The sequence below is a fragment of the Psychroflexus sp. ALD_RP9 genome, from assembly GCF_017311165.1.
In the GTDB taxonomy this organism is placed as follows: Bacteria; Bacteroidota; Bacteroidia; order Flavobacteriales; family Flavobacteriaceae; genus Psychroflexus.
Genome location: NZ_CP062973.1, coordinates 668,625 through 693,830, shown reverse-complemented (window position 1 = coordinate 693,830; position 25,206 = coordinate 668,625). Strand labels below are relative to the sequence as shown.

Below are 25,206 nucleotides of genomic sequence, written 5' to 3'. Positions count from 1 at the left end.
ATTTAAGTAAAATTATGCCAACAATTTCACAGTTAGTAAGACAAGGAAGACGCTCGATGACTAAGAAGAGTAAATCGGCTGCCTTAGATTCTTGCCCGCAAAGACGTGGAGTTTGTACGCGTGTTTACACAACTACCCCTAAAAAACCAAATTCAGCTATGAGAAAAGTGGCTAGGGTAAGGTTAACAAATGGTAAAGAAGTAAACGCCTACATTCCAGGTGAGGGTCACAATCTTCAAGAGCACTCGATAGTATTAGTTAGAGGCGGTAGAGTAAAAGATTTGCCAGGTGTTAGGTATCACATAGTTCGTGGTGCTTTAGATACAGCTGGAGTAGAAGGTCGTTTACAAAGACGCTCTAAGTATGGTGCAAAACGTCCAAAAAAATAAATCTTAAAGCAGAGACATGAGAAAAAGACAAGCCAAAAAAAGACCATTATTGCCAGATCCAAAGTTTAACGATCAACTCGTTACTAGATTTGTAAACATGATGATGTGGGATGGTAAAAAATCAATTGCGTTTAAGATTTTTTATGATGCAATGGATATTGTAGAAGAGAAAAAGCAGGATGATGAAAAAACAGCTTTAGAGCTTTGGAAAGATGCTTTGTCAAATGTTATGCCACACGTTGAAGTTAAAAGTAGACGAGTTGGTGGTGCGACATTTCAAATTCCTTCACAAATCAGACCTGATAGAAAAATATCAATTGCCATGAAGTGGTTAATTGGATATTCGAGAAAGCGTAACGAAAAAACAATGTCTGCTAAATTAGCAGCTGAAATTCTTGCTGCGGCTAAAGAAGAAGGTGCAGCGGTTAAAAAGCGTGTTGATACTCATAAGATGGCAGAAGCTAACAAAGCATTTTCACATTTTAGATTCTAAAAATAATGGCACAAAGAGATTTAAAATATACTAGAAATATCGGTATCGCTGCTCATATTGATGCAGGAAAAACTACAACTACAGAGCGTATTTTGTATTATACAGGTATTAGTCATAAAATAGGAGAAGTTCATGATGGTGCAGCTACTATGGACTGGATGGAGCAAGAACAAGAACGTGGTATTACAATTACTTCGGCTGCAACTCATTGTACTTGGCCTTACAGGGATCATGAATATATTGTAAATATAATTGATACACCTGGTCACGTTGACTTTACTGTTGAAGTAGAGCGTTCATTGCGTGTGCTTGATGGTGTGGTTGCTTTATTTAGCGCCGTTGATGGTGTTGAGCCACAATCAGAAACGGTTTGGCGACAGGCTGATAAATACCGTGTACCAAGGTTAGGTTTCGTTAATAAAATGGACCGTCAGGGAGCAAATTTCTTTAATGTTTGTAAGCAAGTTAAAGAAATGTTAGGTGGTAATCCGGTACCATTGCAGGTTCCTATTGGTGATGAAATCGACTTTAAAGGTGTAGTTGACTTGATTTCTAAGAAGGCTATTATCTGGAATGAAGAGGATTTCGGAATGACTTACGAAGAAATTGATATTCCAGCTGAATTACAGGAGGATGTAGATAAATATAGAGCGGAATTAGTTGAGGCAGTTGCAGAATATGATGAGGAATTGATGGAGAAATTCTTTGAAGATGAAAGCTCTATCACTGAAGATGAGATTATCGCTGCTTTAAGAGCTGCAACTATAGATATGTCTATTATACCTATGATGTGTGGTTCTGCCTTCAAAAACAAAGGTGTACAAGCAATGCTTGATGCTGTGATGAGATATCTTCCTTCACCAATCGATGTAGAAGCTATTGAGGGTGAAAACCCTACTACTGGAGAGCCAGAGGTTAGAAAACCTAACGTAGATTCTCCATTTTCAGCGCTTGCATTTAAAATTGCTACCGATCCTTTTGTTGGTCGTTTAGCTTTCTTTAGAACATATTCAGGAACTTTAGATGCTGGTTCATATGTTTTAAACAATCGTTCTGGTAAAAAAGAGCGTATTTCTCGTATGTACCAAATGCACTCTAATAAACAACAACCAATTGATAAAATTGAAGCTGGTGATATAGGTGCTGCCGTTGGTTTTAAAGATATTAAAACTGGTGATACTTTAACAGATTTAGATCACCCAATTGTTCTTGAATCAATGACGTTCCCAGATCCAGTTATTGGTATTGCAGTAGAGCCAAAAACAAAAGCAGATGTTGAAAAACTTGGTGTTGCTTTAGGTAAATTAGCTGAAGAGGATCCTACTTTTCAAGTGAAAACTGATGACGCTTCAGGTCAAACAATTATATCTGGAATGGGAGAGCTTCATATCGAAATCTTAGTAGATCGTTTAAAACGTGAATTCAAGGTTGAAGTTAATGAAGGTGAACCACAAGTTGAATACAAAGAAGCAGTTACAAAATCTGCTGAACATCGTGAAGTTTATAAAAAGCAATCTGGTGGTCGTGGTAAATTTGCTGATATTGTATTCGAAATGGGGCCTGTCGATGACGATTTTGAAGGTACAGGTCTACAGTTCGTAGATCAAATTAAAGGTGGTCGTATACCTAAAGAATTTATACCATCAGTTCAGAAAGGCTTTGAAGAAGCTATGAAAAACGGGCCTTTAGCTGGTTTTAGAATGGATACTTTAAAGGTTACTTTGAAAGATGGGTCATTCCACCCAGTTGATTCAGATCAATTATCATTCGAGTTAGCAGCGAAAATGGGTTACAAAGCTTCTGCAAAAAAAGCTGGAGCTGTTGTTCTTGAGCCTATTATGAAAGTCGAAGTTGTTACTCCAGAAGAAAATATGGGTGATATTGTAGGTGACTTAAATAGAAGAAGAGGCCAAGTTAATAACATGTCAGACCGTTCAGGTGCTAAAGTTATAAAAGCAGACGTACCACTATCAGAAATGTTTGGTTATGTTACTACCTTAAGAACATTATCGTCTGGTCGAGCAACTTCTACAATGGAGTTTTCTGAATACCAAGAAACACCGTCTAATATTTCTCAAGAAGTAATTAAAGCGGCAACAGGTTCAAACGAATAATAAGAAGTCATGAGTCAAAAAATTAGAATAAAATTAAAATCTTACGATCACAATTTAGTAGATAAATCTGCAGAAAAAATTGTGAAGACCGTAAAAACAACTGGCGCTGTGGTTACAGGTCCAATACCTTTACCGACTAAGAAAAAAATATTTACTGTTCTTAGATCACCACACGTTAATAAAAAATCTAGAGAACAATTTCAGCTAGATTCATATAAAAGACTACTCGATATCTATAGTTCATCTTCAAAAACAATCGATGCTCTAATGAAGCTTGAATTACCAAGTGGTGTAGAAGTAGAAATAAAAGTTTAATTACTAATTAATAATTATAAATATGTCTGGGTTAATAGGAAAAAAAATCGGTATGACAAGCCTTTTCGATGAAAATGGAAAAAACATTCCATGTACTGTAATCGAAGCTGGTCCTTGTGCCGTTACCCAAGTCAGAACCAAAGAGGTTGACGGGTATGATGCTCTTCAGCTTGGTTTCGATGACAAATCAGACAAAAATGCCACAAAAGCTGATTTAGGTCACTTTAAAAAAGCTGGTACTTCTGTCAAAAGAAAAGTTATTGAGTTCCAAGGTTTCGAAGAAGAGTTTAAATTAGGCGATCACATTACTGTTGATATTTTTACTGAAGGTGAATTTGTTGATGTAAGTGGTACTTCTAAAGGAAAAGGTTTCCAAGGTGTTGTAAAAAGACACGGTTTTAGTGGTTCAGAAAGAACTCACGGTCAGCAAAGTATGTTAAGAGCACCTGGTTCAGTTGGTGCAGCTTCGTATCCTGCACGTATCTTTAAAGGTATGCGTATGGCTGGTCAAATGGGAAACAAAAAAGTAAAAGTTCAAAATCTTAGAGTTTTAAAAGTAGTTCCAGAGAAAAACCTTCTAGTAGTTAAAGGTTGTGTTCCTGGTCATAAAAACTCTTATGTAACTATTCTTAAGTAATGAAAGTAGCAGTATTAGATATTAATGGTAAAGAAACAGGCAGAAATATCGATATTTCTGATGATGTTTTTGGAATTGAGCCAAATAATCACGCGATGTACCTTGATGTAAAACAGCATTTAGCTAATTTAAGACAAGGAACACATAAGGCTAAAGAAAGAGCGGAGATTAAAGGTAGTACTCGTAAAATCAAAAAGCAAAAAGGTACTGGAACAGCTAGAGCTGGTAGTATTAAATCACCTATATTTAAAGGTGGTGGTCGTGTTTTTGGTCCAAGAGTAAGAGATTATAGTCAAAAACTTAATAAAAAGCTTAAACGTTTAGCTCGTAAATCAGCACTTTCTCAGAAATTTGCAGATAAGCAGCTTTTTATTGTAGAAGACTTCACTTTCGATGCGCCGAAAACTAAAGACTTTAAAAGAGTTTTGGAGTCTTTCGATGTACAAAATAAAAAATCAACATTTGTGTTGACAGACAATAATAAAAATGTATATTTGTCGTCGCGAAATTTAGACCGTTCTAAGGTGGTAAGACATTCAGAATTAAACACTTATACTTTGTTGAATTCTAATTATGTTTTTATATCTGAAGCTCAAGTTGAATTTTTGCATGATATCTTAGGTAAATAAGCTAATTATGAGTGTAATTTTAAAACCATTAATTACGGAAAAATCATCAGATTTAAGTGAAGTACAAAATACTTTTACTTTTTTAGTTGATGTTAAGGCTAACAAGGTTCAAATAAAAAATGAAATTGAATCTACTTATAATGTTAGTGTAGATAAGGTTAGGACTCTTAGAGTTTTGCCTAAGTACAAGACAAGATATACAAAAACAGGTATTGTTTCAGGTAAGACTAATGAGTACAAAAAAGCTATGGTTAAAGTAGCTGAAGGTGATACATTAGATTTATATAATAATCTTTAATAAGGTAAAATGTCGGTTAGAAAATTAAAACCAAATACTCCAGGCCAGCGTTTTAAAGTTGTAAATAATAACGACGTTATTACAACTGATAAGCCGGAAAAGTCTTTATTGACTCCGTTAAAAAAGTCTGGTGGTCGTAACAATCAGGGTAAAATGACTATGCGCTACATTGGTGGTGGTCATAAAAGAAGATATAGGCTTATTGATTTTAAGCGTGATAAACAGGGTGTTGAGGCTACTGTTGATTCTATTCAGTATGATCCTAATAGGACAGCTTTTATAGCTTTGTTGAAGTATACTGATGGTGAAAAACGATACATTATTGCTCCTAGTGGTATAAAAGTTGGTCAAACGGTAATTTCTGGTAAAGATAATGTTCCTACTGAAATTGGTAACGCTATGCCTTTATCAAAAATTCCATTTGGAACAATTATCTCATGTGTTGAGTTAAGACCTGGACAAGGAGCTATTATGGCTAGAAGTGCAGGAACTTTTGCTCAACTTATGGCAAAAGAAGGAAAGTACGTCACTATTAAGTTGCCTTCTGGTGAGACAAGATTAATTTTAGCTGATTGTTTAGCTACAATTGGTGCTGTATCAAATAGTGATCATCAGCTTTGTATTTCTGGTAAAGCTGGTAGAAGTAGATGGTTGGGTAGAAGACCAAGAACAAGACCTGTTGTGATGAACCCTGTTGATCACCCAATGGGTGGTGGAGAAGGTAGAGCTTCTGGAGGTCATCCAAGATCTCGTAATGGTATACCTGCAAAAGGTTATAGAACTAGATCAAAAACAAAGTCTAGCAGTAAGCACATTTTAGAACGTAAAAAGAAATAATTGATATGGCTCGTTCATTAAAAAAAGGACCATTTGTCCATTATAAATTAGAAAAAAAAGTTGCTCAGAATGTTGAGTCCGGAAAAAAATCTGTTATTAAAACTTGGTCTAGAGCATCTATGATTACTCCAGATTTCGTTGGTCAAACTGTTGGAGTTCATAATGGAAGACAATTTGTCCCTGTTTTTATTACAGAAAATATGGTAGGTCATAAATTAGGAGAGTTTTCACCAACTAGAACTTTTAGAGGTCATCAAGGTTCTAAAAATAAGGGTAAAAAGTAGTAAGTCATGGGAGTTAGAAAAAGAGAGAGTGCAGCAAAGCTTAAAGAAGCTAGAGCTAAATTAGCTTTTGCAAAGTTGAACAATTGTCCAACTTCACCTAGAAAAATGAGACTTGTAGCTGACCTTGTTAGAGGTAAATCAGTAAATGATGCTCTAAATATTCTGAAGTTTTCAACAAAAGAGGCTTCAGGAAGAGTTGAAAAATTATTGCTTTCTGCTATAGCGAACTGGCAAGCAAAAAACGAAGATGCAGATGTAGAATCAGCAAATTTATTCATAAGTGAAATTAAAGTTGATAGTGCAAGTATGTTAAAGCGTTTAAGGCCAGCTCCGCAGGGAAGAGCACACAGAATTAGAAAAAGATCAAACCATGTAACTTTAATACTTGGTGAAAACAATAATACGCAAAGCTAAGGAGAATTATGGGACAAAAAACAAATCCGATAGGTAATAGACTTGGAATCATTAAAGGTTGGGAATCTAACTGGTATGGAGGAAAAGATTATGGTAATAACCTAGCTGAAGATGATAAAATACGTAAGTATATTCATGCCCGTCTCCAAAAAGCTAGCGTTTCGAGAGTGATTATTGAGCGTACACTTAAACTTGTAACCGTTACTATCACTACCGCCAGACCTGGTATAATTATTGGTAAAGGTGGTCAAGAGGTAGACAAGTTAAAAGAGGAGCTTAAGAAAATTACAGACAAAGAAGTTCAGGTAAATATTTTCGAAATTAAAAGACCTGAGCTAGATGCTCAATTGGTTGCAACCAGTGTGGCAAGACAAATTGAGAATCGTATATCTTATAGAAGAGCAACAAAAATGGCTATTGCTGCTGCTATGAGAATGAATGCTGAAGGAATTAAAATTCAGATTGCAGGACGATTAAACGGTGCTGAAATGGCTCGTGTTGAGTCCTATAAAGAAGGAAGAATTCCTCTATCAACTTTTAGAGCTGACATTGATTACGCCTTAGTCGAAGCACATACAACTTATGGTAGATTAGGTGTTAAGGTTTGGATCATGAAAGGAGAAGTTTATGGTAAACGTGAACTATCTCCACTTATTGGCCTGTCTAAAAATGAAAGCAAAGGGAAAGCACGTCGTAAAGCGCGACGTAGAAAGTAATTAATCATTAAAGATTAAAGCATGTTACAGCCAAAAAGGACAAAATATCGTAAGCATCAAAAAGGAAGAATGAAAGGTGTTTCCGGAAGAGGTCATAGACTATCTAACGGTACATTTGGTATTAAATCTTTAGATTCTACGTTTATAAATTCACGTCAAATTGAAGCAGCTCGTATTGCTGCTACCCGTTATATGAAAAGAGAAGGTTCGTTATGGATTAAAATATTTCCAGACAAACCAATTACCAAAAAACCTCTTGAAGTACGAATGGGTAAAGGTAAAGGTTCTGTTGAATATTATGCTGCAGTGGTTAAGCCTGGTCGTATAATTTTTGAAATAGGTGGTGTTCCACTTAATGTTGCTAAAGAAGCTTTGCGTCTTGCAGCTCAAAAATTGCCAGTTAAAACTAAGTTTATTGTGGCTAGAGATTATCAAGAATAATAATTATGAAGCAGTCTGAAATTAAAGAACTATCTGTATCTGATTTAAAAGATGCATTGTTAAACAGCCAAGCTAAATTAAAAGAGCTTAAGTTAACGCATCAGTTATCTCCTTTAGATAATCCATCCGAGATTAATAAAATGAGAAAAACTATAGCAAGAATCAATACAGAGATTTCAAAAAGAGAATTAGAATAATTCTAATTAAATGGAAAAAAGAAATTTAAGAAAAGAACGTATTGGTGTCGTCACAAGTAACAAAATGGAGAAATCTATTGTTGTTTCTGAAGTTAAGAAAATGAAGCATCCACTTTATGGTAAGTTCGTTTTGAAAACTAAAAAGTATGTTGCACATGATGAAGAAAATTCATGCAACGAAGGTGACACTGTTAGAATTATGGAAACAAGACCTTTGAGCAAATCAAAACGTTGGAGGTTAGTTGATATAATAGAAAGAGCAAAATAAAATGGTACAGCAAGAATCAAGATTAAAAGTAGCAGACAACACTGGAGCCAAGCAAGTACTCGTAATTAGAGTACTTGGTGGTACAAAAAGGCGTTATGCATCGGTAGGTGATAAAGTCGTTGTTAGTGTTAAAGAAGCAACTCCTAATGGAAACATTAAAAAAGGAGCTGTATCCACAGCCGTAGTGGTTAGAACAAGCAAAGAGGTTAGAAGACCTGATGGTTCATACATCAGATTTGATGATAACGCTTGTGTTCTTTTGAACCCTACTGGAGAAATGAGAGGTACTCGTGTATTTGGTCCAGTTGCCAAAGAGCTTAGGGATAACCAATTCATGAAAATTGTATCACTAGCACCTGAAGTGCTTTAAATTTGAATTCATGAAAAAGTTTAAAATTAAACTCAATGACCATGTCCGTGTATTAGCGGGAGAAGATAAGGGCAAGGAAGGAAAAGTGATTAAAATCCTTAAAGATAAAGATAGAGTTCTTGTTGAAGGTGTCAATATGGTATCCAAACATAAAAAGCCTTCAGCTAATAACCCACAAGGTGGAATAGATAAATCAGAAGCTCCAATTCATATTTCTAATGTTTCATTGCTAACTAAAGATAACAAAACTACTAGAGTTGGTTACAAATATGAAGATGGAAAAAAACTTAGAATATCTAAGAAGACTAAAGAAGTAATTTAATTATGACTTACGTACCAAGATTAAAAGAAGAATATTCAAATAGGATTCTAAATTCTCTTAAAGAAGAATTTAGTTATTCCAATCAATTTGAAGTACCTAAACTTAAGAAAATTGTATTAAGTAGAGGTGTTGGAGCTGCAATTGCTGATAAGAAATTAATTGATCACTCTTTAGAAGAATTTGCATTAATTACAGGCCAAAAGGCTGTGTCTACTATATCTAAGAAAGACGTAGCATCGTTTAAATTACGTAAAGGCATGCCAATAGGTGTAAAAGTGACTTTAAGAGGATACAGAATGTATGAGTTTTTAGATCGCTTAATAACATCTGCTTTACCTCGTGTAAGAGACTTTAATGGCATTAATGCAGACGGTTTTGATGGTCGTGGTAATTACAACTTAGGTATCAAGGAACAAATTATTTTCCCAGAAATTAACATCGATAAAGTTAATAGAATTTCTGGTTTAGATATTAGTTTTGTGACCACCGCGAATACAGATAAAGAAGCTAAGGCTCTTTTAACAGAATTAGGTTTACCTTTTAAAAAGAAGTAATTATGGCAAAAGAATCAATGAAAGCTCGTGAAGTAAAGCGACAAAAAATGGTAGATAAATATGCTGAGAAAAGAGCTGCTCTTAAAGAAGCTGGTGATTACGAAGCATTACAAAAATTACCAAAGAACTCTTCTCCAGTAAGACTTCATAACAGATGTAAACTTACGGGTAGACCTAAGGGTTATATTAGACAGTTTGGTATTTCTCGAGTTATGTTTAGAGAAATGGCTAATAAAGGTTTAATACCTGGTGTTAAAAAAGCAAGTTGGTAATTAAATAAATAATCAAAGATGAATATAGATCCAGTTGCAGATTATTTGACAAGAATTAGAAATGCTGTTTCAGCTACACACAGAGTCGTTGAAATACCAGCATCTAATCTTAAAAAGGAAATAACTAAAATATTATTCGATCAAGGATACATTTTAAGTTATAAATTTATCGAAGACGATAAACAAGGAATAATCAAAATAGCGTTAAAGTACGACAAGCACACAAATGATCCTGTCATTAAAAAAATTCAAAGAGCCAGTAAGCCTGGTTTAAGAAAATATAGTAGTTCTGAAAATATTCCAAGAGTTCTGAATGGCTTAGGGATAGCTATAATGTCTACTTCTAAAGGAATTATGACGGGAAAACAAGCACAACGTGAACACGTTGGTGGTGAGGTTCTTTGTTACGTTTATTAATATTAAATTTAATGTAATGTCAAGAATAGGAAATAGTCCAATTAACATACCAGATAATGTTGAAGTCAGTCTAAACGACGACATCATCACAGTAAAGGGTAAGTTAGGCGAGCTAACACAAAAAGTTAGCGACATCAATGTAAAAATTGAAAACAATCAAGTTTTACTTGAAAGGCCTTCTGAGAAAAAGGATATTAAATCTAAACACGGTTTATATCGTGCCTTAATCAATAATATGGTTTTAGGTGTTTCAGAGGGTTTTACTAAAGAACTTGAATTAGTTGGGGTAGGATATAGAGCATCTAATCAGGGACAAAAACTTGATATTGCTGTAGGCTTTTCTCATAATATAGTTATAAATCTTGCTCCAGAAGTAAAGGTCGAAACTATATCTGAAAAAGGAAAAAATCCTATTATCAAGTTAACATCATTTGACAAACAACTTGTTTCTCAAGTTGCGGCAAAGATTAGGTCTTTTAGAAAGCCTGAGCCTTACAAAGGAAAAGGGATTAAATATGTAGGTGAATATATTAGACGTAAAGCAGGAAAATCAGCATAATTATGGCATTCTCAAAAGAAGTTCGAAGACATAAAATTAGAAAGCGTATCCGAAAAACAATTAACGGAACAGCTACAAAACCAAGACTTTCTGTATATAGAAGTAACAAATGTATATATGCACAATTGATTGATGATGTCAATGGTGTTACTTTATTATCAGCATCGTCAAGAGATAAAGATGTGAACGTTGATGGACTTAATAAGTCTGATGCTGCCAAAGTTGTTGGTGAAACTGTTGCTAAAAAGGCTTTAGATGCCGGTATAGACTCAGTTTCATTTGATAGAGGTGGTTATTTATATCACGGAAGAGTTAAATCACTAGCTGAAGGCGCCCGTTCGGGTGGATTAAAATTTTAAAATATGTTTCATAAATATAAAAATGTTGAAACCGTTAAACCAGGTGGTCTAGATTTAAAGGATAGATTAGTAGGCGTACAACGTGTAACCAAAGTAACTAAAGGTGGTCGAGCCTTTGGTTTTACTGCAATCGTTGTTGTTGGTGATGAAAACGGTGTGGTAGGACAAGGCCTCGGAAAATCTAAAGAAGTAGCAGAGGCTATTTCAAAAGCAGTAGAAGACGCAAAGAAAAATCTTGTTAGAATTCCTCTTTACAAAGGAACTATTCCTCATGAAATAATTGGTAAATTTGGAGGAGCAAAAGTTTTGCTTATGCCTGCTTCCGAAGGTACTGGTGTTATTGCTGGAGGTCCTACAAGAATTGTTCTTGAGTCAGTTGGTGTACATAATGTGTTATCTAAAAACCAAGGCTCTACAAACCCACATAATATGGTAAAGGCTTCTTTTGATGCACTTTTAAGGCTTAGAAGTCCAGAAGTAGTTGCGAAACAAAGAGGTATTACTCTTGAAAAACTTTTTAACGGATAGTCAAATGGCAAAATTAAAAGTTACCAAAGTTAAAAGCGCTATTAAGCGTCCAAAGAACCAAAAGCTCACACTTGAAGCTTTAGGTCTTAGAAAAATTGGTCAATCTAATATTTTAGAACCCTCTAAGTCTGTTTTAGGTATGATCAATAAAGTAAATCATTTAGTTACTGTAGAAGAAATATAATTATGGAATTACATAATCTAAAACCCGCAAAAGGTTCAGTAAAGTCTAATTCTACCAGAAAAGGTAGAGGAGAAGCTTCTGGAAGTGGCGGGACAGCAGGAAGAGGTCACAAAGGTGCTAAATCCAGATCGGGTTACTCACGTAAAATCGGTTTTGAAGGTGGTCAGATGCCTCTTCAAAGACGTTTACCTAAGTACGGTTTTACTAATCCCAATCGTATAGAATACCAAACTGTCAATATCAGCAAATTACAAGAGTTAGTTGATAACAAAAAGGTAGAAGATAAGGTATCTGTTGAGGACTTAATTAACTTAGGTGTAGTTAATAAAAATATGCCTGTTAAAATCTTAGCTGATGGTGAATTAAAAGCCAACATTGAAGTTAAGGCAAATAAGTTTTCTAAGTCAGCTGAAAAAGCTATTTTAGCCGCAGGAGGTAAAATAGAAATCATTTAATTATCCACTATGAAGTTTTTTGAAACTATTAAAAATATTTGGAAAATCGATGAGTTAAGAAATAGAATTCTCTTAACTCTCGGTTTACTTTTAGTTTATAGATTTGGAGCACAAGTTGTTTTACCAGGTGTCGATGCATCCGCACTTGACAATTTATCAAGACAAACCGATGGTGGCTTGTTAGGTTTACTTAACGCTTTTACAGGTGGCGCATTTTCTAACGCTTCTGTTTTTGCTCTGGGTATCATGCCATATATATCTGCTTCGATTGTTGTTCAACTAATGACGATTGCAATTCCATATCTTCAAAAACTTCAAAAAGAAGGTGACAGCGGCCGAAAGAAAATTACTCAAATTACCAGATGGCTAACTATTGCCATAACTTTAGTTCAAGGTCCAGGTTATATTTATAATTTATATAGCACATTACCAGCTAATGCTTTTTTATTAGATAGCTCCTTCACTTTTGTTGCATCTTCAGTTATTATTCTTACTACTGGATGTATTTTTGCGATGTGGTTAGGTGAACGTATTACCGATAAAGGAATTGGAAATGGAATTTCTCTTTTAATTATGGTCGGTATTATTGCAACCCTACCTCTATCTTTTGTTCAGGAAATCAGTTCTAGAATCAGCGATGGTAATGGAGGTTTGATAATGATTCTTATCGAGCTAGTAATTTGGTTTGTGATAATTTATGCTTCAATCATGTTAGTAAGAGCTGTTAGACAAATTCCTGTGCAATACGCAAGAAAATCAGCTTCAGGTAAATTCGAAAAACAAGCAGTTGGAGGTGCTAGACAATTTATTCCTTTAAAGCTTAACGCTTCTGGGGTTATGCCAATAATTTTCGCACAAGCCATTATGTTTATACCTGCTGCTGTTGCAGGATTATCAGAGAGTGAGACTGCTCAAGGCGTTACAGCTGCATTTCAAGATATTTTCGGTTTTTGGTATAATCTTGTTTTTGGTCTTTTAATAATTATTTTCACTTTCTTTTATACTGCCATTACAGTTCCAACTAATAAGATGGCGGATGATTTAAAACGAAGTGGTGGTTTTATACCTGGTATACGACCAGGCTCTGAAACAGGTGAATATTTAGATCGTATAATGTCACAAATTACCTTACCTGGTTCCGTATTCCTTGCAATAATCGCCATTTTTCCAGCGATCATCTCTTTATTAGGTGTTCAGCAGGGATGGGCGTTATTCTTTGGTGGAACTTCTTTATTAATTATGGTAGGTGTTGCTATTGATACGATTGAGCAAGTCAATTCTTATTTATTGAATAGACATTATGATGGATTAATGAAAAGTGGTAAAAACAGAAAAGCAGTCGCTTAATTATGGCTAAACAACCTTCAATTGAACAAGACGGAACTATTATAGAAGCATTGTCAAATGCAATGTTTAGAGTGGAGCTAGAAAACGAACACGTTGTAACAGCTCATATTTCTGGTAAAATGAGAATGCATTACATTAAACTTTTACCAGGAGATAAAGTAAAATTAGAAATGAGCCCTTATGATTTAACTAAGGCTCGAATAACTTATAGATATTAAGATTATGAAAGTTAGAGCATCAATTAAAAAGAGAAGTTCTGATTGCAAAATTGTCCGTAGAAAGGGCAGACTTTATGTAATTAACAAAAAGAATCCTAAATTTAAACAAAGACAAGGGTAGTTATGGCAAGAATCGCAGGTGTTGATATCCCAAAACAAAAACGTGGCGTAATTTCGTTAACTTATATTTTCGGAATAGGCCAAAGTAGAGCAAAAGAAATTTTAGAAATTGCTAATGTTGATGAAAACATTAAAGTGTCAGATTGGTCTGATGAGCAAATTTCAAAAATTCGTGAGGCTATTGCTAACTATACTATTGAAGGTGAGTTAAGATCAGAGGTTCAAATGAACATTAAGAGATTGATGGACATAGGTTGTAACCGTGGAATCAGACATAGAGTTGGTTTACCTCTAAGAGGTCAAAGAACCAAAAATAACTCTCGCACAAGAAAAGGTAGAAGAAAAACAGTTGCTAACAAGAAAAAGGTAACTAAATAATAATTATTATGGCAAAATCATCAACTAAAAAGAGAAAAGTAGTTGTCGACGCTACAGGTGAAGCCCATGTTTTCGCCTCATTTAACAATGTGATAGTATCTTTAGCTAATAAAAAAGGCGACGTTATTTCCTGGTCATCAGCTGGTAAAATGGGTTTTAGAGGTAGTAAAAAAAATACACCTTACGCAGCTCAATTATCTGCAGAAGATGCTTCAAAAGTTGCTTACGAGTTAGGTTTACGTAAAGTGAAAGTTTATGTAAAAGGTCCTGGTAATGGCAGAGAATCTGCAATTAGATCTATACACAACTCAGGTATTGAAGTGACTGAAATTATTGACGTGACACCAATCCCTCACAATGGATGTCGCCCACCAAAAAGAAGAAGAGTTTAATAAAATTATTAATATCATCGGAGGAAGTGAGACCTTAATCCATGATAAATTTAAATCAATACAAAAATGGCAAGATACAGAGGTCCTAAAACTAAAATAGCAAGAAAATTTGGCGAGCCAATTTTCGGAGACGATAAATCTTTTGAAAAAAGAAATTATCCTCCTGGACAACATGGTAATAACCGTAGAAGAGGTAAAAAGTCTGAATATGCTGTCCAATTAATGGAGAAACAAAAGGCAAAGTACACATACGGTATCCTAGAAAAGCAATTTAGAAATCTTTTCGAAAAAGCAAGTAAATCACAAGGTATTACAGGTGAAAAATTACTACAACTTTGTGAATCAAGACTTGATAATGTTGTTTTCAGAATGGGTATTGCTCCATCAAGACGTGCCGCAAGACAATTAGTTTCACACAAGCACATTGTCGTTAACGGCGAAATCGTTAATATTCCTTCTTATCAATTAAGAGCTAATGATGTAGTTGGAGTCAGAGAAAAGTCAAAATCTCTATTAGCAATCCAAAATTCATTGTCTAACAATAGTTCTACATATGAATGGATAACATGGAATAGTGAAAAGCTTGAAGGAACTTATGTTAATATACCTGAGAGACTCCAAATTCCTGAAAACATCAACGAGCAGTACATCGTCGAACTATATTCTAAATAATCACTTACAGTAAAACTATGGCATTATTTAATTTCCAAAAGCCCGATAAAGTAATCATGATTGATTCTACAGAATTTGAGGGCAAATTTGAATTCAGACCACTTGAGCCAGGTTATGGTTTAACTGTTGGTAATGCACTGCGAAGAGTATTACTCTCATCGTTAGAGGGCTTTGCAATTACATCTGTAAGAATTGAAGGTGTAGAACACGAGTTTTCTACAATTAAAGGTGTAGTAGAAGATGTTACCGAAATTATACTTAACCTTAAACAAGTTCGATTTAAAAAGCGTCTTGACGACGTTGACAATGAAACTGTTTCAGTTTCATTAACAGGTAAAGATCAAATTACAGCGGGCGACTTTCAAAAATTTGTTTCTGGTTTTGATGTACTTAACCCTGATTTGGTTATCTGTAACCTCGAGTCATCTGTATCTATTAATTTAGAATTATCTATCGAAAAAGGTCGTGGATACGTCACAGCTGAAGAGAATAAAAATTCTAAATCTCCAATAGGAACAATTTTTACAGATTCTATATTTACACCTATTAAAAATGTTAAGTATAGTATTGAAAATTATAGAGTTGAGCAAAAAACTGATTACGAAAAACTTGTTTTCGAAATTATTAGTGACGGATCAATTCATCCTAAAGATGCATTAACTGAAGCAGCAAAAACATTAATTCATCATTTCATGTTGTTTTCTGATGAGAGAATTACTCTTGAAACTGACGAGTTAGCTCAAGCTGAAACTTATGATGAAGAATCACTTCACATGCGACAATTGTTAAAAACTAAACTTGTAGATTTAGATTTATCAGTAAGAGCCTTAAATTGCTTGAAAGCAGCTGAAGTTGAAACTCTTGGAGACCTAGTTTCTTACAATAAAAGTGATTTAATGAAATTCAGAAACTTTGGTAAGAAATCTTTAACTGAATTAGAAGAGTTAGTTGAAAATAAAGGTCTTGATTTCGGTATGGATCTTTCTAAATATAAACTAGATAAAGACTAAGACGTCTAAAAATTGTAACGATGAGACACGGAAAGAAATTTAATCATTTAAGTAGAACGACCTCACACAGAAAAGCAATGCTTTCAAATATGGCTTGTTCGCTTATTGCACATAAAAGAATCAACACGACTTTAGCTAAAGCTAAAGCATTAAGAAAATTTATTGAGCCAATTATTACAAAGTCGAAGCTCGATACTACACATAACCGTAGACTTGTTTTTTCTTCATTAAGAGAAAAAGAAGCAGTTATTGAGTTATTTAGAGAGGTAGCCCCAAAAGTAGGAGATCGACCTGGTGGTTATACCAGAATTATTAAACTTGGCAACCGTTTAGGTGACGCTGCAGAAATGGCTATGATTGAGCTTGTAGATTTTAATGATGTTTATAACTTAGACAACAATAAATCTAAACAAAAATCAACTCGTAGAGCAGGTAAAAAAACTAAGTCAGAACCAACTACAACAGAAGGCAATTCTGAGGATAAAGTAAAAAACGAGAATGAATAATATTTCTCTAAATATTTATAATCTAAAAGGGATAAATGTCGCATTTATCCCTTTTTTTTTAATCTAATTTCATGAGCACAACTTTTTTTAAAGAAAAATCTAAAGCAGTAGTTATACTTGAAGATGGTACGGTTTTCTTTGGTAAGGCAATAGGTAACCTTAACTACAGCCTTGGAGAAATATGTTTTAATACCGGAATGACAGGTTACCAAGAAATATTTACAGACCCATCATATTTTGGGCAAATTATGGTCACCACAAATGCCCATATTGGTAATTATGGTATAAATTTAGATGAAAGTGAGTCTGATTCTATTCAGATTTCAGGCCTTGTTTGTAAAAACTTTTCCTTAAACAACTCTCGTGTTAATTCTAATTCTAGTTTACAGACTTTCTTAGAACAAGACAAACTCCAAGGTATTTCAGACGTAGACACTCGTGCTTTAGTTCGTCACATTAGAAAACATGGCGCCATGAATGCTATTATTGGTAATTTAGAGTTAGGTATTGATTTACTTAAGGAAAAACTATCTAATCATCCAAAAATGAAAGGATTAGAGCTGGCCTCAAAAGTTTCAACTTCTTCAATTTATCATCTAGGTGAGTCTAATTCAGGACCTAAAATTGCAGTTCTAGATTTAGGCTGTAAAACTAATATTTTGAAGCATTTACTTAAGAGGAATTCTCAATTAACCGTTTTTCCATACAATGCTTCTTTAGATGAAATTTTGAACATACAACCTGATGCTATTTTTGTTTCTAATGGGCCAGGTGATCCTCAGCCATTAAAAGATGTCACTCAACTTGTAAAATCTTTACTTGACAAAGATATGCCGCTTTTTGGAATTTGTTTAGGTCACCAAATCCTAGCCCAAGCACTTGGCATTTCTACCTACAAAATGCATAATGGTCACAGAGGTATTAACCATCCTGTTAAAAACTTAATAACTGGTAAAAGTGAAATAACCTCACAAAATCACGGTTTTGCCATAGATAAAGAGCAAACCGAAGCAAATCAAGATGTTGAAGTCACACATCTTCATCTAAATGATCAAACCATTGCCGGCATAAGGCTAAAAAATAGAAAGGCATTTTCTGTACAATATCATCCTGAAGCTGGACCAGGTCCAAATGATGCAACTTATTTATTTGATGATTTTATTCAAATGGTTAAATAAAAAAAGCCGTCTTTTTAAAAAGACGGCTTTTCTAAATTCTAATCACAATCTAAGGTAATAGAACAGTATCTATAACATGAATAACACCGTTTGATTGTTTTACGTCTGCTATCGTAACTTTTGATTTGTTTCCATTATTATCTTGAATTATCACTGAATTGCCATCTAACATTAAAGTAATATAATTACCACTTACTGTTTTAACCTTAGCTTTACCGTTGTTTTTATTAATTAAATTAACAACATCTTTTGCCATATAGTTCCCAGCAACGACATGATAAGTTAAAACAGTTTGAAGTTGCTTTTTGTTTTCAGGCTTTAATAGATTTTCTAAGGCATCGGCTGGCACTTTTTCAAATGCTGAGTTTGTCGGTGCAAAAACAGTAAATGGTCCGTCACTTTGTAATGTTGTAACTAAATCAGCTGCTTTCACTGCTGTAACAAGTGTTGTGTGAATTTCTGAATTCACAGCATTTTCAATAATATTTTTAGATGGGTACATTTCGGCTCCACCTACCATTTTGTTTTGTGCAATAGATAATGCACTAAAATTTAATAATGCAATTAGCATAAATAATTTAATCTTTCTCATAGCTTTTTTTTGTAAAGATTATTTATAATGAAGTATTAGATCACCGATTAACTTCATTTTAACTGAATTAAGAATAAAATATGACTTGTTTCATTGCATATTTCTTAAAACTAAAACGATTAAGTTAAGTTATTTCAATTTACCTCTGCTTAATTTGAATTTGTTTTTAGGGGTTTTCGTAAATTGCAACAAACTAAATTATTATAAAATGAGTGTAATTTTAGATATCCACGCTAGACAAATTTTTGATTCAAGAGGTAATCCAGCTATTGAAGTTGATGTAATAACTGAAACAGAAACATTAGGGAGATTCGCTGTTCCATCTGGAGCATCAACAGGCGAACATGAAGCTGTCGAGTTAAGAGATGGTGGTAAGGATTATATGGGCAAAGGTGTTTTAAAAGCTGTTAATAATGTTAATACATTAATAGCAGATAAATTACTTGGAATATCAGTGTTTGATCAAAGTTTGATAGATCAAATTATGATTGATTTAGATGGTACTCCTAATAAATCAAATCTTGGCGCAAATGCTATCTTAGGTGTTTCACTAGCCTGTGCAAAAGCGGCTGCTAACGAACTTGGTTTACCATTGTATCGTTATGTGGGTGGTGTGCAAACTAAAACACTTCCAGTACCTATGATGAATATCATTAATGGTGGTTCTCATAGTGATGCCCCAATAGCTTTTCAAGAATTTATGGTAATGCCAGTACTAGCAAAAGATTTTTCTGAAGCACTACAAATGGGTACAGAAATTTTCCATCATTTAAAAAAGGTTTTAAAAGAAAGAGGCTTAAGCACAGCTGTTGGTGATGAAGGTGGTTTTGCACCAAAATTAAAAGGAACTGAAGACGCTCTTGATTCTATAAAACAGGCCGTTGAAAATGCAGGTTACAAATTTGGAGAGGAAATTATGATTGCTCTCGATTGTGCAGCAGCAGAATTTTATGTTGATGGCAGCTATGATTACTCAAAATTTGAAGGGAGTACAGGTAAAGTTAGAACTTCTGAAGAGCAAGCTGAATATCTAGCTGAATTAGCTCAAAATTACCCAATCATATCAATTGAAGATGGCATGGATGAAAATGATTGGAATGGATGGAAAGTCTTGACAGAAAAAATAGGTGATAAAGTGCAACTCGTAGGTGATGACTTGTTTGTAACAAATGTAGAGCGTCTTTCAAGAGGCATCAAAGAGAGTATTGCAAATTCTATTTTAATAAAAGTAAACCAAATTGGGACACTAACAGAAACAATTAATGCGGTTCAAATGGCACAGAATGCTGGATATACCGCTGTTATGTCGCACCGTTCAGGCGAAACTGAAGACAATACAATTGCTGATTTAGCTGTTGCGCTGAACACAGGCCAAATTAAAACAGGTTCTGCTTCACGAAGCGACCGTATGGCTAAATATAATCAACTTCTTAGAATTGAAGAAGAATTAGGTCAGACAGCTATATATCCTCAAAGCTCTGCATTCAAAATACAGATGTAATTTTCTATTTCATTTTTAGATAAGTTTAACGATAAGCCTTAATAAATCCCTTTTTATTAAGGCTTATTAACTCCCAATTAACATGTAAATTATTAAATTTGTAATCACTCATTTAAAACTAAATATATGAAAGCCAAAATAGATTTTGACGGTAATTCTTACGAGTTGCCAGTAGTTAAAGGAACCGAAAATGAACATGCTATAGATATCTCTACGTTAAGAGCTTCTACAAAAGGTTTAATTACTTTAGATAGAGGATTTAAAAATACAGGCTCTTGCGAAAGTGGAATTACTTTTCTAAATGGTGAAGAAGGAATTCTTAGATATAGAGGATATTCAATTGAAGAGCTTGCTGATAAAGCTAGTTTCTTAGAAGTTGCATATCTTTTAATTTTTGGTGAATTACCTACAAAATCTGAACTAGATAAATTCTATGCAGATATTAAATCAGAATCTAATGTAGATGAGGAGATGAAGAAGATTTTAGATGGTTTTCCTAAATCTGCTCATCCAATGGGTGTTGTTTCGTCACTTACAAGTGCACTAATTGCATTTAACCCATCTTCTGTGAATGTAGATTCTAAAGAAGAAATGTACAATGCAATCATTAAATTACTTGCTAAATTTCCTGTTATATGTGCTTGGGCTTTAAGAAAGCGTACAGGTCAACCACTTGACTATGGTGATAACAATCTTGGTTATGTAGAAAACGTCTTAAAAATGATGTTCAAAAAACCTAATCAAGATTATGATGTTGATCCTGTCATCGCATCAGCGCTAAACAAATTATTAATACTTCACGCCGACCACGAGCAAAATTGTTCAACTTCTACAGTTAGAATTGTTGGTTCATCTCATGCTGGTTTATTTGCATCGATTTCAGCAGGTATATCTGCACTTTGGGGACCACTTCATGGTGGTGCTAACCAAGCCGTTATTGAAATGCTAGAAGGAATTAAAGAAGATGGTGGCGATACCAAAAAATATATGGCTAAAGCCAAAGACAAAGAAGATCCATTCAGGCTTATGGGCTTTGGTCACCGTGTTTACAAAAATTTCGATCCACGTGCTAAAATCATAAAAAAATCTGCAGACGAAGTTTTAGGTAATTTAGGTGTAGAAGATCCTATACTTGACATTGCTAAAGGTTTAGAAAAAGAGGCTTTAGAAGATGATTATTTCGTTAAACGTAAACTTTATCCTAACGTTGATTTCTATTCAGGGATTATTTATAGAGCTTTAGGTATACCAACAGATATGTTTACGGTAATGTTTGCTTTAGGTAGATTGCCAGGATGGATTGCTCAATGGAGAGAAATGAGATTGAAAAAAGAACCTATTGGTAGACCAAGACAGGTCTATGTTGGTGAAAATCAAAGAAGTTTTAAAGAGTTAGATAATAGATAATCTATAAAATTTAATCAAAATAATATCAAAAATGTTTAAGAAAATTTCAATATTAAGTTTTTCAATACTTTTTGCAGCTTGTGGGTCCAACACAGAAAAAAAGGAAGAAAAAGAAATCAAATTAAATTCAACTCCAAAAGTTGAAGAAACCAAAACAGCCAATGAAGATGGTGTTACAAAAGTTAGGTTAACAGGTAATGACCAAATGAAGTATAACCTTTCTGAAATACGAGTTAAGGCTGGCGATAAGGTTGAATTAACTTTAGAGCATGTTGGTAAAATGAGTGTAGAAACAATGGGGCATAATTTTGTTTTGTTAACTCAAGGAACTAATGTGCAGGAATTCGGAGCCACAGCAGTTGAATTTAAAGATAATAATTATATCCCAGAAAATACTGAAAGCGTAATTGTTCATACAAAAATGTTAGGTGGTGGTGAAAAAACAACCATTACTTTTGATGCACCTGAGAAAGGTGAATATGATTTTATATGTAGCTTTCCAGGTCACTTAGCTCTGATGAAAGGAAAATTTATAGTTGAATAATTTTAAGTATATAATTTAAAAAAAAGCAAGGTATAATTTTACCTCGCTTTTTTAGTTTTATGTAGCTTTAAAATTAATATTTAATAGGTTTATTTTCTTTAGGTATACTTTTTAAAATAAATTCTCTTAAATCATTATTAGCTGTCTCAAGATCATCTCTCCTTAAATACATCATATGGCCACTTTCGTAGGTTTTAAATGTAAATCGATCTTTTAATTTTCCACTATCATCTATGTGCCACATGGTATATTTTGCATTAAAATAAGTTGTTGCTCCATCAAACAACCCTGATTGAATCATAACATTTAAACTAGGATTTTGTGCCATAGCTTGTCGAAGCTGTTTGCCTGTATTATTGTTTTGAGTTCTATCCCAAGGATAAACATTACCAAACATGTTATACTTAAGATCTGTTCTATAATTTAGTTCATTTCTATAGTAGTTGTTTATTGCAGGCGTAAAAGACTGAAGCCATGAGGTTAACTCAGCATTGTAATCAGGTCTTGTTCCAGCAGTTTTTTCATCTAATCCCAAATATCTTGAATCTAACCTGCCAACTGTAAAGCCGTCATTTTTTTTAAGTGTTTTCCAGAATAAGTTGTAGCTAACATCTAAATTGTTGTCTAAGAAAATTTCAGGTTTAATACCAGCATATTTCGCCATTTGGTTAGCAACCTGTTGTTTTTTGGTGTCCTTTAAAAAGCCACCTTTTATAAGTGCTGGTGTTAAAATATTAATCGTGTAATCTTCAACCTCTTTTAGCATTTCTAAAATAGGTTTGTTTTGTAAGTTTGGTTCTAATTTGTTATGATACCAAGCAGCAGCGGCAAAGTAAGGTAAGCGATTGGCGATTTCAACAGGTCCAGTTAAATCAAGTCCTAATTCAGTTGGAGAAACTAATATAACACCATTAATATACATCCAATGCTGATTTTGAAGTGCATTTGCTAAGCCAGAAACACGAGTTGTTCCATAGCTTTCACCAATCAAAAATTTTGGAGCTAACCATTTATCTTTTTTGGTAACAAATGTATTGATCCACTCTGATAAATAATTAATATCTGCGTTGACACCAAAAAACTTAGATTTATCAAATTCTCCTTTTTCATTTAGAACTGGTCTTGAATAACCTGTGTTGACAGGATTAACATAAACAATATCTGCAACATCAAGAATACTAAAAGGATTTTGTTTATGTCCATAAGGCTGTACCGGAAAACCTTCGTCTGAAATCTTGAGAACACGTGGTCCAGTATAAGCTAAATGCATCCAAACAGAACCCGAACCTGGTCCGCCGTTAAAAGAAATAACTAATGGTCTGGTTTTGTAAGCTTTACTTTTTTTAGTGTAATAGGTGTATTGAATGTTAGCAATAGCTTCTCCATGATCATTCAAAAGCGGAAGTGTCGATACTTCTGCAGTATAATTAAGAGATTCTCCATTAATATCTACACTATGTTGAGTAATAGATTTTTCTTGAGCCCAGCCAAAGTTAACTAGACTAATAAAAAACGTGATGTAGGCTAATTGTTTCATAAATGCTTTTTAGATTAAAAATACACATTTGAGACTATCTCTTGTTCGTTAAGTTTAAAAATAAAAAAGCCGTTCCAATTTTGGAACGGCTTTTAAAGAATAATATGATAATAAAAATTACATCATACCTGGCATTCCGCCACCCATTGGAGGCATTCCACCACCGGCATTGTTATCATCTTCTTTAATATCAACAAGTGCACATTCAGTAGTTAAAATCATACCTGAAACCGAAGCTGCATTCTCTAAGGCTACGCGTGTAACTTTTTTAGGATCTATAATACCTGCTTTAAGCATGTCTACATAAGTGTTGGTTTTTGCATCATAGCCTTTTGTTCCTTCTAAAACTTTGTTGATAACAACAGAACCTTCACCACCAGCGTTTTCTACAATTGTTCTCATTGGTGCCTCAATTGCTTTTGCAATAATATTGATTCCTGTTTGTTCGTCTGCATTTTCAACTTTAAGACCTTCTAATGCTTTTAAAGTTCTAATTAATGCAACACCACCACCAGAAACAATGCCTTCTTCTACAGCTGCACGTGTTGCATGTAATGCATCATCAACTCTATCTTTTTTCTCTTTCATCTCCACTTCTGAAGCTGCACCGACATAAAGTACACCAACACCACCTGAAAGTTTGGCTAAACGCTCTTGTAATTTTTCTTTATCGTAGTCACTTGTCGTAGATTCTACTTGGGCTTTAATCTGGTTCACACGATTAACAATGTTCTCTTTTTCTCCGGCACCATTTACAATAGTTGTGTTATCTTTATCTATTGTAACATTTTCTGCAGTACCCAACATATCTAAAGTAGCATTCTCTAAAGTAAATCCGCGTTCTTCAGATATTACAGTTCCACCTGTTAAGATCGCAATATCTTCTAACATTGCTTTTCTTCGGTCACCGAAACCTGGTGCTTTTACAGCAGCAATTTTTAACGATCCTCTTAATTTATTTACGACTAATGTAGCAAGTGCTTCACCTTCAATATCTTCTGCAATAATCAATAAAGGTTTACCACTTTGAGCTGCTGGTTCTAATACTGGAAGCAACTCTTTCATTGCGTTGATTTTCTTGTCAACAATTAAAATGTGTGGACTTTCAAGATCTGTTGTCATTTTTTCACTATCAGTCACAAAGTAAGGTGATAAATAACCTCTGTCGAATTGCATACCTTCTACAACATCAACATAAGTTTCTGTTCCTTTAGCTTCTTCAACTGTAATAACGCCTTCCTTACCAACTTTACCGAAAGCTTCAGCGATTAGTTCGCCTATCTTGTCATCATTATTAGCAGAAATTGATGCTACTTGTTTAATTTCTTCTGAAGTATCACCAACAGATTTAGCTTGTTTGGTTAATTCTGCAACAACTGCTTCTACAGCTTTATCGATTCCTCTTTTTAAATCTAAAGGGTTTGCACCTGAAGCAACGTTTTTTAAACCTTCTTTTACAATTGCTTGAGCTAATACGGTTGCAGTTGTTGTACCATCACCAGCTAGATCATTAGTTTTAGAAGCAACTTCCTTAACCATTTGAGCTCCCATGTTTTCTAATGCATCTTCAAGCTCAATTTCTTTAGCAACACTTACACCATCTTTTGTAACTGAAGGTGCGCCAAATGATTTACCAATAATTACATTTCTACCTTTTGGGCCTAATGTTACTTTAACAGCGTTTGCTAGAGCATCAACTCCTCTTTTAACACCATTTCTTGCTTCTATATCAAAAATTATATCTTTTGCCAT

39 protein-coding genes are annotated in these 25,206 nt (G+C 34.1%); 36 read left to right on the top strand and 3 right to left on the bottom strand.

Annotated features, from left to right (window positions below; genetic code table 11):
* Positions 1 to 14 precede the first annotated feature (14 nt).
* The 33 genes from rpsL to carA all read left to right on the top strand — a co-directional run bounded on the left by rpsL (position 15) and on the right by carA (position 17,873).
* On the top strand, positions 15 to 389 hold the full coding sequence (rpsL, locus tag IMZ30_RS03305) for a 30S ribosomal protein S12 (RefSeq protein ID WP_073192345.1): 375 nt from the start codon (positions 15 to 17) through the stop codon (positions 387 to 389).
* Between the two features lie 16 nt (positions 390 to 405).
* The gene (gene rpsG / locus IMZ30_RS03300) at positions 406 to 882 is read left to right on the top strand and encodes a 30S ribosomal protein S7 (RefSeq protein WP_207039119.1); all 477 of its coding nucleotides are present in this window, start codon (positions 406 to 408) and stop codon (positions 880 to 882) included.
* A gap of 5 nt (positions 883 to 887) precedes the next feature.
* Positions 888 to 2,996: an elongation factor G gene (gene fusA, locus IMZ30_RS03295; protein WP_207039118.1), complete on the top strand. Its 2,109-nt coding sequence runs from the start codon at positions 888 to 890 to the stop codon at positions 2,994 to 2,996.
* A 9-nt stretch (positions 2,997 to 3,005) separates the two neighbouring features.
* Positions 3,006 to 3,311, top strand: coding sequence for a 30S ribosomal protein S10 (rpsJ, locus tag IMZ30_RS03290; protein WP_207039117.1), 306 nt, complete (start codon positions 3,006 to 3,008; stop codon positions 3,309 to 3,311).
* A 22-nt stretch (positions 3,312 to 3,333) separates the two neighbouring features.
* Entirely contained in the window at positions 3,334 to 3,948 is a 615-nt protein-coding gene (rplC, locus tag IMZ30_RS03285) for a 50S ribosomal protein L3 (protein ID WP_207039116.1), read from the top strand.
* On the top strand, positions 3,948 to 4,577 hold the full coding sequence (gene rplD, locus IMZ30_RS03280; protein ID WP_207039115.1) for a 50S ribosomal protein L4: 630 nt from the start codon (positions 3,948 to 3,950) through the stop codon (positions 4,575 to 4,577). Before rplC ends, rplD begins: the two co-directional genes overlap by 1 nt.
* A gap of 7 nt (positions 4,578 to 4,584) precedes the next feature.
* Positions 4,585 to 4,875 carry a 50S ribosomal protein L23 gene (rplW, locus tag IMZ30_RS03275; protein ID WP_207039114.1) on the top strand — a complete coding sequence of 97 codons (291 nt, stop codon included), beginning with the start codon at positions 4,585 to 4,587 and terminating at the stop codon, positions 4,873 to 4,875.
* Between the two features lie 9 nt (positions 4,876 to 4,884).
* Positions 4,885 to 5,712: a 50S ribosomal protein L2 gene (rplB, locus tag IMZ30_RS03270; protein ID WP_207039113.1), complete on the top strand. Its 828-nt coding sequence runs from the start codon at positions 4,885 to 4,887 to the stop codon at positions 5,710 to 5,712.
* A gap of 5 nt (positions 5,713 to 5,717) precedes the next feature.
* On the top strand, positions 5,718 to 5,996 hold the full coding sequence (rpsS, locus tag IMZ30_RS03265; RefSeq protein WP_207039112.1) for a 30S ribosomal protein S19: 279 nt from the start codon (positions 5,718 to 5,720) through the stop codon (positions 5,994 to 5,996).
* 6 nt (positions 5,997 to 6,002) lie between these two features.
* Entirely contained in the window at positions 6,003 to 6,410 is a 408-nt protein-coding gene (rplV, locus tag IMZ30_RS03260; RefSeq protein WP_207039111.1) for a 50S ribosomal protein L22, read from the top strand.
* An 8-nt stretch (positions 6,411 to 6,418) separates the two neighbouring features.
* Complete coding sequence (gene rpsC, locus IMZ30_RS03255) at positions 6,419 to 7,126, top strand: 30S ribosomal protein S3 (protein WP_207039110.1); 708 nt, start codon at positions 6,419 to 6,421, stop codon at positions 7,124 to 7,126.
* Positions 7,127 to 7,147: 21 nt separating this feature from the next.
* Positions 7,148 to 7,567, top strand: a complete 420-nt coding sequence (rplP, locus tag IMZ30_RS03250) for a 50S ribosomal protein L16 (RefSeq protein ID WP_073192325.1) — start codon at positions 7,148 to 7,150, stop codon at positions 7,565 to 7,567.
* Between the two features lie 5 nt (positions 7,568 to 7,572).
* The gene (rpmC, locus tag IMZ30_RS03245; RefSeq protein ID WP_207039109.1) at positions 7,573 to 7,764 is read left to right on the top strand and encodes a 50S ribosomal protein L29; all 192 of its coding nucleotides are present in this window, start codon (positions 7,573 to 7,575) and stop codon (positions 7,762 to 7,764) included.
* Between the two features lie 10 nt (positions 7,765 to 7,774).
* Complete coding sequence (gene rpsQ / locus IMZ30_RS03240) at positions 7,775 to 8,032, top strand: 30S ribosomal protein S17 (protein ID WP_073192321.1); 258 nt, start codon at positions 7,775 to 7,777, stop codon at positions 8,030 to 8,032.
* 1 nt (position 8,033) lies between these two features.
* Positions 8,034 to 8,402 carry a 50S ribosomal protein L14 gene (gene rplN / locus IMZ30_RS03235; RefSeq protein ID WP_073192319.1) on the top strand — a complete coding sequence of 123 codons (369 nt, stop codon included), beginning with the start codon at positions 8,034 to 8,036 and terminating at the stop codon, positions 8,400 to 8,402.
* Positions 8,403 to 8,412: 10 nt separating this feature from the next.
* Entirely contained in the window at positions 8,413 to 8,724 is a 312-nt protein-coding gene (rplX, locus tag IMZ30_RS03230; RefSeq protein ID WP_207039108.1) for a 50S ribosomal protein L24, read from the top strand.
* Between the two features lie 2 nt (positions 8,725 to 8,726).
* Complete coding sequence (gene rplE, locus IMZ30_RS03225) at positions 8,727 to 9,278, top strand: 50S ribosomal protein L5 (protein ID WP_207039107.1); 552 nt, start codon at positions 8,727 to 8,729, stop codon at positions 9,276 to 9,278.
* Positions 9,279 to 9,280: 2 nt separating this feature from the next.
* A complete protein-coding gene (gene rpsN, locus IMZ30_RS03220; RefSeq protein WP_207039106.1) occupies positions 9,281 to 9,550 on the top strand; it encodes a 30S ribosomal protein S14 in 270 nt (89 codons plus the stop codon).
* 18 nt (positions 9,551 to 9,568) lie between these two features.
* Positions 9,569 to 9,967: a 30S ribosomal protein S8 gene (gene rpsH, locus IMZ30_RS03215; protein ID WP_207039105.1), complete on the top strand. Its 399-nt coding sequence runs from the start codon at positions 9,569 to 9,571 to the stop codon at positions 9,965 to 9,967.
* Positions 9,968 to 9,983: 16 nt separating this feature from the next.
* Positions 9,984 to 10,526 carry a 50S ribosomal protein L6 gene (rplF, locus tag IMZ30_RS03210; RefSeq protein WP_207039104.1) on the top strand — a complete coding sequence of 181 codons (543 nt, stop codon included), beginning with the start codon at positions 9,984 to 9,986 and terminating at the stop codon, positions 10,524 to 10,526.
* 2 nt (positions 10,527 to 10,528) lie between these two features.
* The gene (gene rplR / locus IMZ30_RS03205) at positions 10,529 to 10,885 is read left to right on the top strand and encodes a 50S ribosomal protein L18 (protein WP_207039103.1); all 357 of its coding nucleotides are present in this window, start codon (positions 10,529 to 10,531) and stop codon (positions 10,883 to 10,885) included.
* A 3-nt stretch (positions 10,886 to 10,888) separates the two neighbouring features.
* A complete protein-coding gene (gene rpsE, locus IMZ30_RS03200; RefSeq protein ID WP_207039102.1) occupies positions 10,889 to 11,413 on the top strand; it encodes a 30S ribosomal protein S5 in 525 nt (174 codons plus the stop codon).
* Positions 11,414 to 11,417: 4 nt separating this feature from the next.
* Complete coding sequence (gene rpmD / locus IMZ30_RS03195; protein WP_207039101.1) at positions 11,418 to 11,597, top strand: 50S ribosomal protein L30; 180 nt, start codon at positions 11,418 to 11,420, stop codon at positions 11,595 to 11,597.
* Positions 11,598 to 11,599: 2 nt separating this feature from the next.
* The gene (gene rplO, locus IMZ30_RS03190; RefSeq protein WP_207039100.1) at positions 11,600 to 12,052 is read left to right on the top strand and encodes a 50S ribosomal protein L15; all 453 of its coding nucleotides are present in this window, start codon (positions 11,600 to 11,602) and stop codon (positions 12,050 to 12,052) included.
* 9 nt (positions 12,053 to 12,061) lie between these two features.
* On the top strand, positions 12,062 to 13,399 hold the full coding sequence (secY, locus tag IMZ30_RS03185) for a preprotein translocase subunit SecY (protein WP_207039099.1): 1,338 nt from the start codon (positions 12,062 to 12,064) through the stop codon (positions 13,397 to 13,399).
* 2 nt (positions 13,400 to 13,401) lie between these two features.
* Positions 13,402 to 13,617: a translation initiation factor IF-1 gene (gene infA, locus IMZ30_RS03180; protein ID WP_073192298.1), complete on the top strand. Its 216-nt coding sequence runs from the start codon at positions 13,402 to 13,404 to the stop codon at positions 13,615 to 13,617.
* A gap of 4 nt (positions 13,618 to 13,621) precedes the next feature.
* Complete coding sequence (ykgO, locus tag IMZ30_RS03175; RefSeq protein ID WP_003442659.1) at positions 13,622 to 13,738, top strand: type B 50S ribosomal protein L36; 117 nt, start codon at positions 13,622 to 13,624, stop codon at positions 13,736 to 13,738.
* 2 nt (positions 13,739 to 13,740) lie between these two features.
* The gene (gene rpsM, locus IMZ30_RS03170; protein ID WP_207039098.1) at positions 13,741 to 14,115 is read left to right on the top strand and encodes a 30S ribosomal protein S13; all 375 of its coding nucleotides are present in this window, start codon (positions 13,741 to 13,743) and stop codon (positions 14,113 to 14,115) included.
* Between the two features lie 8 nt (positions 14,116 to 14,123).
* Positions 14,124 to 14,507 carry a 30S ribosomal protein S11 gene (gene rpsK / locus IMZ30_RS03165; protein WP_207039097.1) on the top strand — a complete coding sequence of 128 codons (384 nt, stop codon included), beginning with the start codon at positions 14,124 to 14,126 and terminating at the stop codon, positions 14,505 to 14,507.
* A 66-nt stretch (positions 14,508 to 14,573) separates the two neighbouring features.
* Complete coding sequence (gene rpsD, locus IMZ30_RS03160; protein WP_207039096.1) at positions 14,574 to 15,179, top strand: 30S ribosomal protein S4; 606 nt, start codon at positions 14,574 to 14,576, stop codon at positions 15,177 to 15,179.
* A 17-nt stretch (positions 15,180 to 15,196) separates the two neighbouring features.
* Complete coding sequence (locus tag IMZ30_RS03155; protein WP_207039095.1) at positions 15,197 to 16,189, top strand: DNA-directed RNA polymerase subunit alpha; 993 nt, start codon at positions 15,197 to 15,199, stop codon at positions 16,187 to 16,189.
* Positions 16,190 to 16,209: 20 nt separating this feature from the next.
* Complete coding sequence (gene rplQ / locus IMZ30_RS03150) at positions 16,210 to 16,695, top strand: 50S ribosomal protein L17 (RefSeq protein WP_207039094.1); 486 nt, start codon at positions 16,210 to 16,212, stop codon at positions 16,693 to 16,695.
* A 71-nt stretch (positions 16,696 to 16,766) separates the two neighbouring features.
* Positions 16,767 to 17,873 (top strand): glutamine-hydrolyzing carbamoyl-phosphate synthase small subunit, encoded by a 1,107-nt coding sequence (gene carA, locus IMZ30_RS03145; protein WP_207039093.1) that lies wholly within the window; start codon positions 16,767 to 16,769, stop codon positions 17,871 to 17,873.
* Positions 17,874 to 17,922: 49 nt separating this feature from the next.
* Here the strand turns inward: carA and IMZ30_RS03140 are convergent, their stop codons facing one another.
* Complete coding sequence (locus IMZ30_RS03140) at positions 17,923 to 18,465, bottom strand: fasciclin domain-containing protein (protein WP_207039092.1); 543 nt, start codon at positions 18,463 to 18,465, stop codon at positions 17,923 to 17,925.
* Between the two features lie 208 nt (positions 18,466 to 18,673).
* Here IMZ30_RS03140 and eno point away from each other — a divergent pair, with 208 nt between their 5' ends.
* The 3 genes from eno to azu all read left to right on the top strand — a co-directional run bounded on the left by eno (position 18,674) and on the right by azu (position 21,917).
* Complete coding sequence (eno, locus tag IMZ30_RS03135; protein WP_207039091.1) at positions 18,674 to 19,966, top strand: phosphopyruvate hydratase; 1,293 nt, start codon at positions 18,674 to 18,676, stop codon at positions 19,964 to 19,966.
* Between the two features lie 126 nt (positions 19,967 to 20,092).
* On the top strand, positions 20,093 to 21,373 hold the full coding sequence (locus IMZ30_RS03130) for a citrate synthase (RefSeq protein WP_207039090.1): 1,281 nt from the start codon (positions 20,093 to 20,095) through the stop codon (positions 21,371 to 21,373).
* 31 nt (positions 21,374 to 21,404) lie between these two features.
* Entirely contained in the window at positions 21,405 to 21,917 is a 513-nt protein-coding gene (azu, locus tag IMZ30_RS03125) for an azurin (protein WP_207039089.1), read from the top strand.
* A gap of 73 nt (positions 21,918 to 21,990) precedes the next feature.
* Here the strand turns inward: azu and IMZ30_RS03120 are convergent, their stop codons facing one another.
* Together IMZ30_RS03120 and groL are read right to left on the bottom strand one after the other, a co-directional pair.
* Entirely contained in the window at positions 21,991 to 23,454 is a 1,464-nt protein-coding gene (locus tag IMZ30_RS03120; protein ID WP_207039088.1) for a S10 family peptidase, read from the bottom strand.
* 117 nt (positions 23,455 to 23,571) lie between these two features.
* Complete coding sequence (gene groL, locus IMZ30_RS03115) at positions 23,572 to 25,206, bottom strand: chaperonin GroEL (RefSeq protein ID WP_207039087.1); 1,635 nt, start codon at positions 25,204 to 25,206, stop codon at positions 23,572 to 23,574.

Bases quoted from the DNA above. Each gene is read 5' to 3' on its own strand.
- rplQ (WP_207039094.1), top strand. From the start codon at position 16,210: ATGAGACACGGAAAGAAATTTAATCATTTAAGTAGAACGACCTCACAC.
- rpsK (WP_207039097.1), top strand. From the start codon at position 14,124: ATGGCAAAATCATCAACTAAAAAGAGAAAAGTAGTTGTCGACGCTACA.
- rpsL (WP_073192345.1), top strand. From the start codon at position 15: ATGCCAACAATTTCACAGTTAGTAAGACAAGGAAGACGCTCGATGACT.
- rplE (WP_207039107.1), top strand. From the start codon at position 8,727: ATGACTTACGTACCAAGATTAAAAGAAGAATATTCAAATAGGATTCTA.
- rpsJ (WP_207039117.1), top strand. From the start codon at position 3,006: ATGAGTCAAAAAATTAGAATAAAATTAAAATCTTACGATCACAATTTA.
- rpsE (WP_207039102.1), top strand. From the start codon at position 10,889: ATGTTTCATAAATATAAAAATGTTGAAACCGTTAAACCAGGTGGTCTA.
- rplP (WP_073192325.1), top strand. From the start codon at position 7,148: ATGTTACAGCCAAAAAGGACAAAATATCGTAAGCATCAAAAAGGAAGA.
- rpsN (WP_207039106.1), top strand. From the start codon at position 9,281: ATGGCAAAAGAATCAATGAAAGCTCGTGAAGTAAAGCGACAAAAAATG.
- rpsS (WP_207039112.1), top strand. From the start codon at position 5,718: ATGGCTCGTTCATTAAAAAAAGGACCATTTGTCCATTATAAATTAGAA.
- rplV (WP_207039111.1), top strand. From the start codon at position 6,003: ATGGGAGTTAGAAAAAGAGAGAGTGCAGCAAAGCTTAAAGAAGCTAGA.
- fusA (WP_207039118.1), top strand. From the start codon at position 888: ATGGCACAAAGAGATTTAAAATATACTAGAAATATCGGTATCGCTGCT.
- rpmD (WP_207039101.1), top strand. From the start codon at position 11,418: ATGGCAAAATTAAAAGTTACCAAAGTTAAAAGCGCTATTAAGCGTCCA.
- carA (WP_207039093.1), top strand. From the start codon at position 16,767: ATGAGCACAACTTTTTTTAAAGAAAAATCTAAAGCAGTAGTTATACTT.
- IMZ30_RS03120 (WP_207039088.1), bottom strand. From the start codon at position 23,454: ATGAAACAATTAGCCTACATCACGTTTTTTATTAGTCTAGTTAACTTT.
- rplC (WP_207039116.1), top strand. From the start codon at position 3,334: ATGTCTGGGTTAATAGGAAAAAAAATCGGTATGACAAGCCTTTTCGAT.
- rpsQ (WP_073192321.1), top strand. From the start codon at position 7,775: ATGGAAAAAAGAAATTTAAGAAAAGAACGTATTGGTGTCGTCACAAGT.
- rpmC (WP_207039109.1), top strand. From the start codon at position 7,573: ATGAAGCAGTCTGAAATTAAAGAACTATCTGTATCTGATTTAAAAGAT.
- rplX (WP_207039108.1), top strand. From the start codon at position 8,413: ATGAAAAAGTTTAAAATTAAACTCAATGACCATGTCCGTGTATTAGCG.
- rplD (WP_207039115.1), top strand. From the start codon at position 3,948: ATGAAAGTAGCAGTATTAGATATTAATGGTAAAGAAACAGGCAGAAAT.
- rplR (WP_207039103.1), top strand. From the start codon at position 10,529: ATGGCATTCTCAAAAGAAGTTCGAAGACATAAAATTAGAAAGCGTATC.
- groL (WP_207039087.1), bottom strand. From the start codon at position 25,206: ATGGCAAAAGATATAATTTTTGATATAGAAGCAAGAAATGGTGTTAAA.
- rplB (WP_207039113.1), top strand. From the start codon at position 4,885: ATGTCGGTTAGAAAATTAAAACCAAATACTCCAGGCCAGCGTTTTAAA.
- secY (WP_207039099.1), top strand. From the start codon at position 12,062: ATGAAGTTTTTTGAAACTATTAAAAATATTTGGAAAATCGATGAGTTA.
- IMZ30_RS03155 (WP_207039095.1), top strand. From the start codon at position 15,197: ATGGCATTATTTAATTTCCAAAAGCCCGATAAAGTAATCATGATTGAT.
- rplO (WP_207039100.1), top strand. From the start codon at position 11,600: ATGGAATTACATAATCTAAAACCCGCAAAAGGTTCAGTAAAGTCTAAT.
- rpsG (WP_207039119.1), top strand. From the start codon at position 406: ATGAGAAAAAGACAAGCCAAAAAAAGACCATTATTGCCAGATCCAAAG.
- IMZ30_RS03140 (WP_207039092.1), bottom strand. From the start codon at position 18,465: ATGAGAAAGATTAAATTATTTATGCTAATTGCATTATTAAATTTTAGT.
- rpsM (WP_207039098.1), top strand. From the start codon at position 13,741: ATGGCAAGAATCGCAGGTGTTGATATCCCAAAACAAAAACGTGGCGTA.
- ykgO (WP_003442659.1), top strand. From the start codon at position 13,622: ATGAAAGTTAGAGCATCAATTAAAAAGAGAAGTTCTGATTGCAAAATT.
- IMZ30_RS03130 (WP_207039090.1), top strand. From the start codon at position 20,093: ATGAAAGCCAAAATAGATTTTGACGGTAATTCTTACGAGTTGCCAGTA.
- rpsD (WP_207039096.1), top strand. From the start codon at position 14,574: ATGGCAAGATACAGAGGTCCTAAAACTAAAATAGCAAGAAAATTTGGC.
- rplF (WP_207039104.1), top strand. From the start codon at position 9,984: ATGTCAAGAATAGGAAATAGTCCAATTAACATACCAGATAATGTTGAA.
- rpsC (WP_207039110.1), top strand. From the start codon at position 6,419: ATGGGACAAAAAACAAATCCGATAGGTAATAGACTTGGAATCATTAAA.
- eno (WP_207039091.1), top strand. From the start codon at position 18,674: ATGAGTGTAATTTTAGATATCCACGCTAGACAAATTTTTGATTCAAGA.
- rplN (WP_073192319.1), top strand. From the start codon at position 8,034: ATGGTACAGCAAGAATCAAGATTAAAAGTAGCAGACAACACTGGAGCC.
- infA (WP_073192298.1), top strand. From the start codon at position 13,402: ATGGCTAAACAACCTTCAATTGAACAAGACGGAACTATTATAGAAGCA.
- rplW (WP_207039114.1), top strand. From the start codon at position 4,585: ATGAGTGTAATTTTAAAACCATTAATTACGGAAAAATCATCAGATTTA.
- azu (WP_207039089.1), top strand. From the start codon at position 21,405: ATGTTTAAGAAAATTTCAATATTAAGTTTTTCAATACTTTTTGCAGCT.
- rpsH (WP_207039105.1), top strand. From the start codon at position 9,569: ATGAATATAGATCCAGTTGCAGATTATTTGACAAGAATTAGAAATGCT.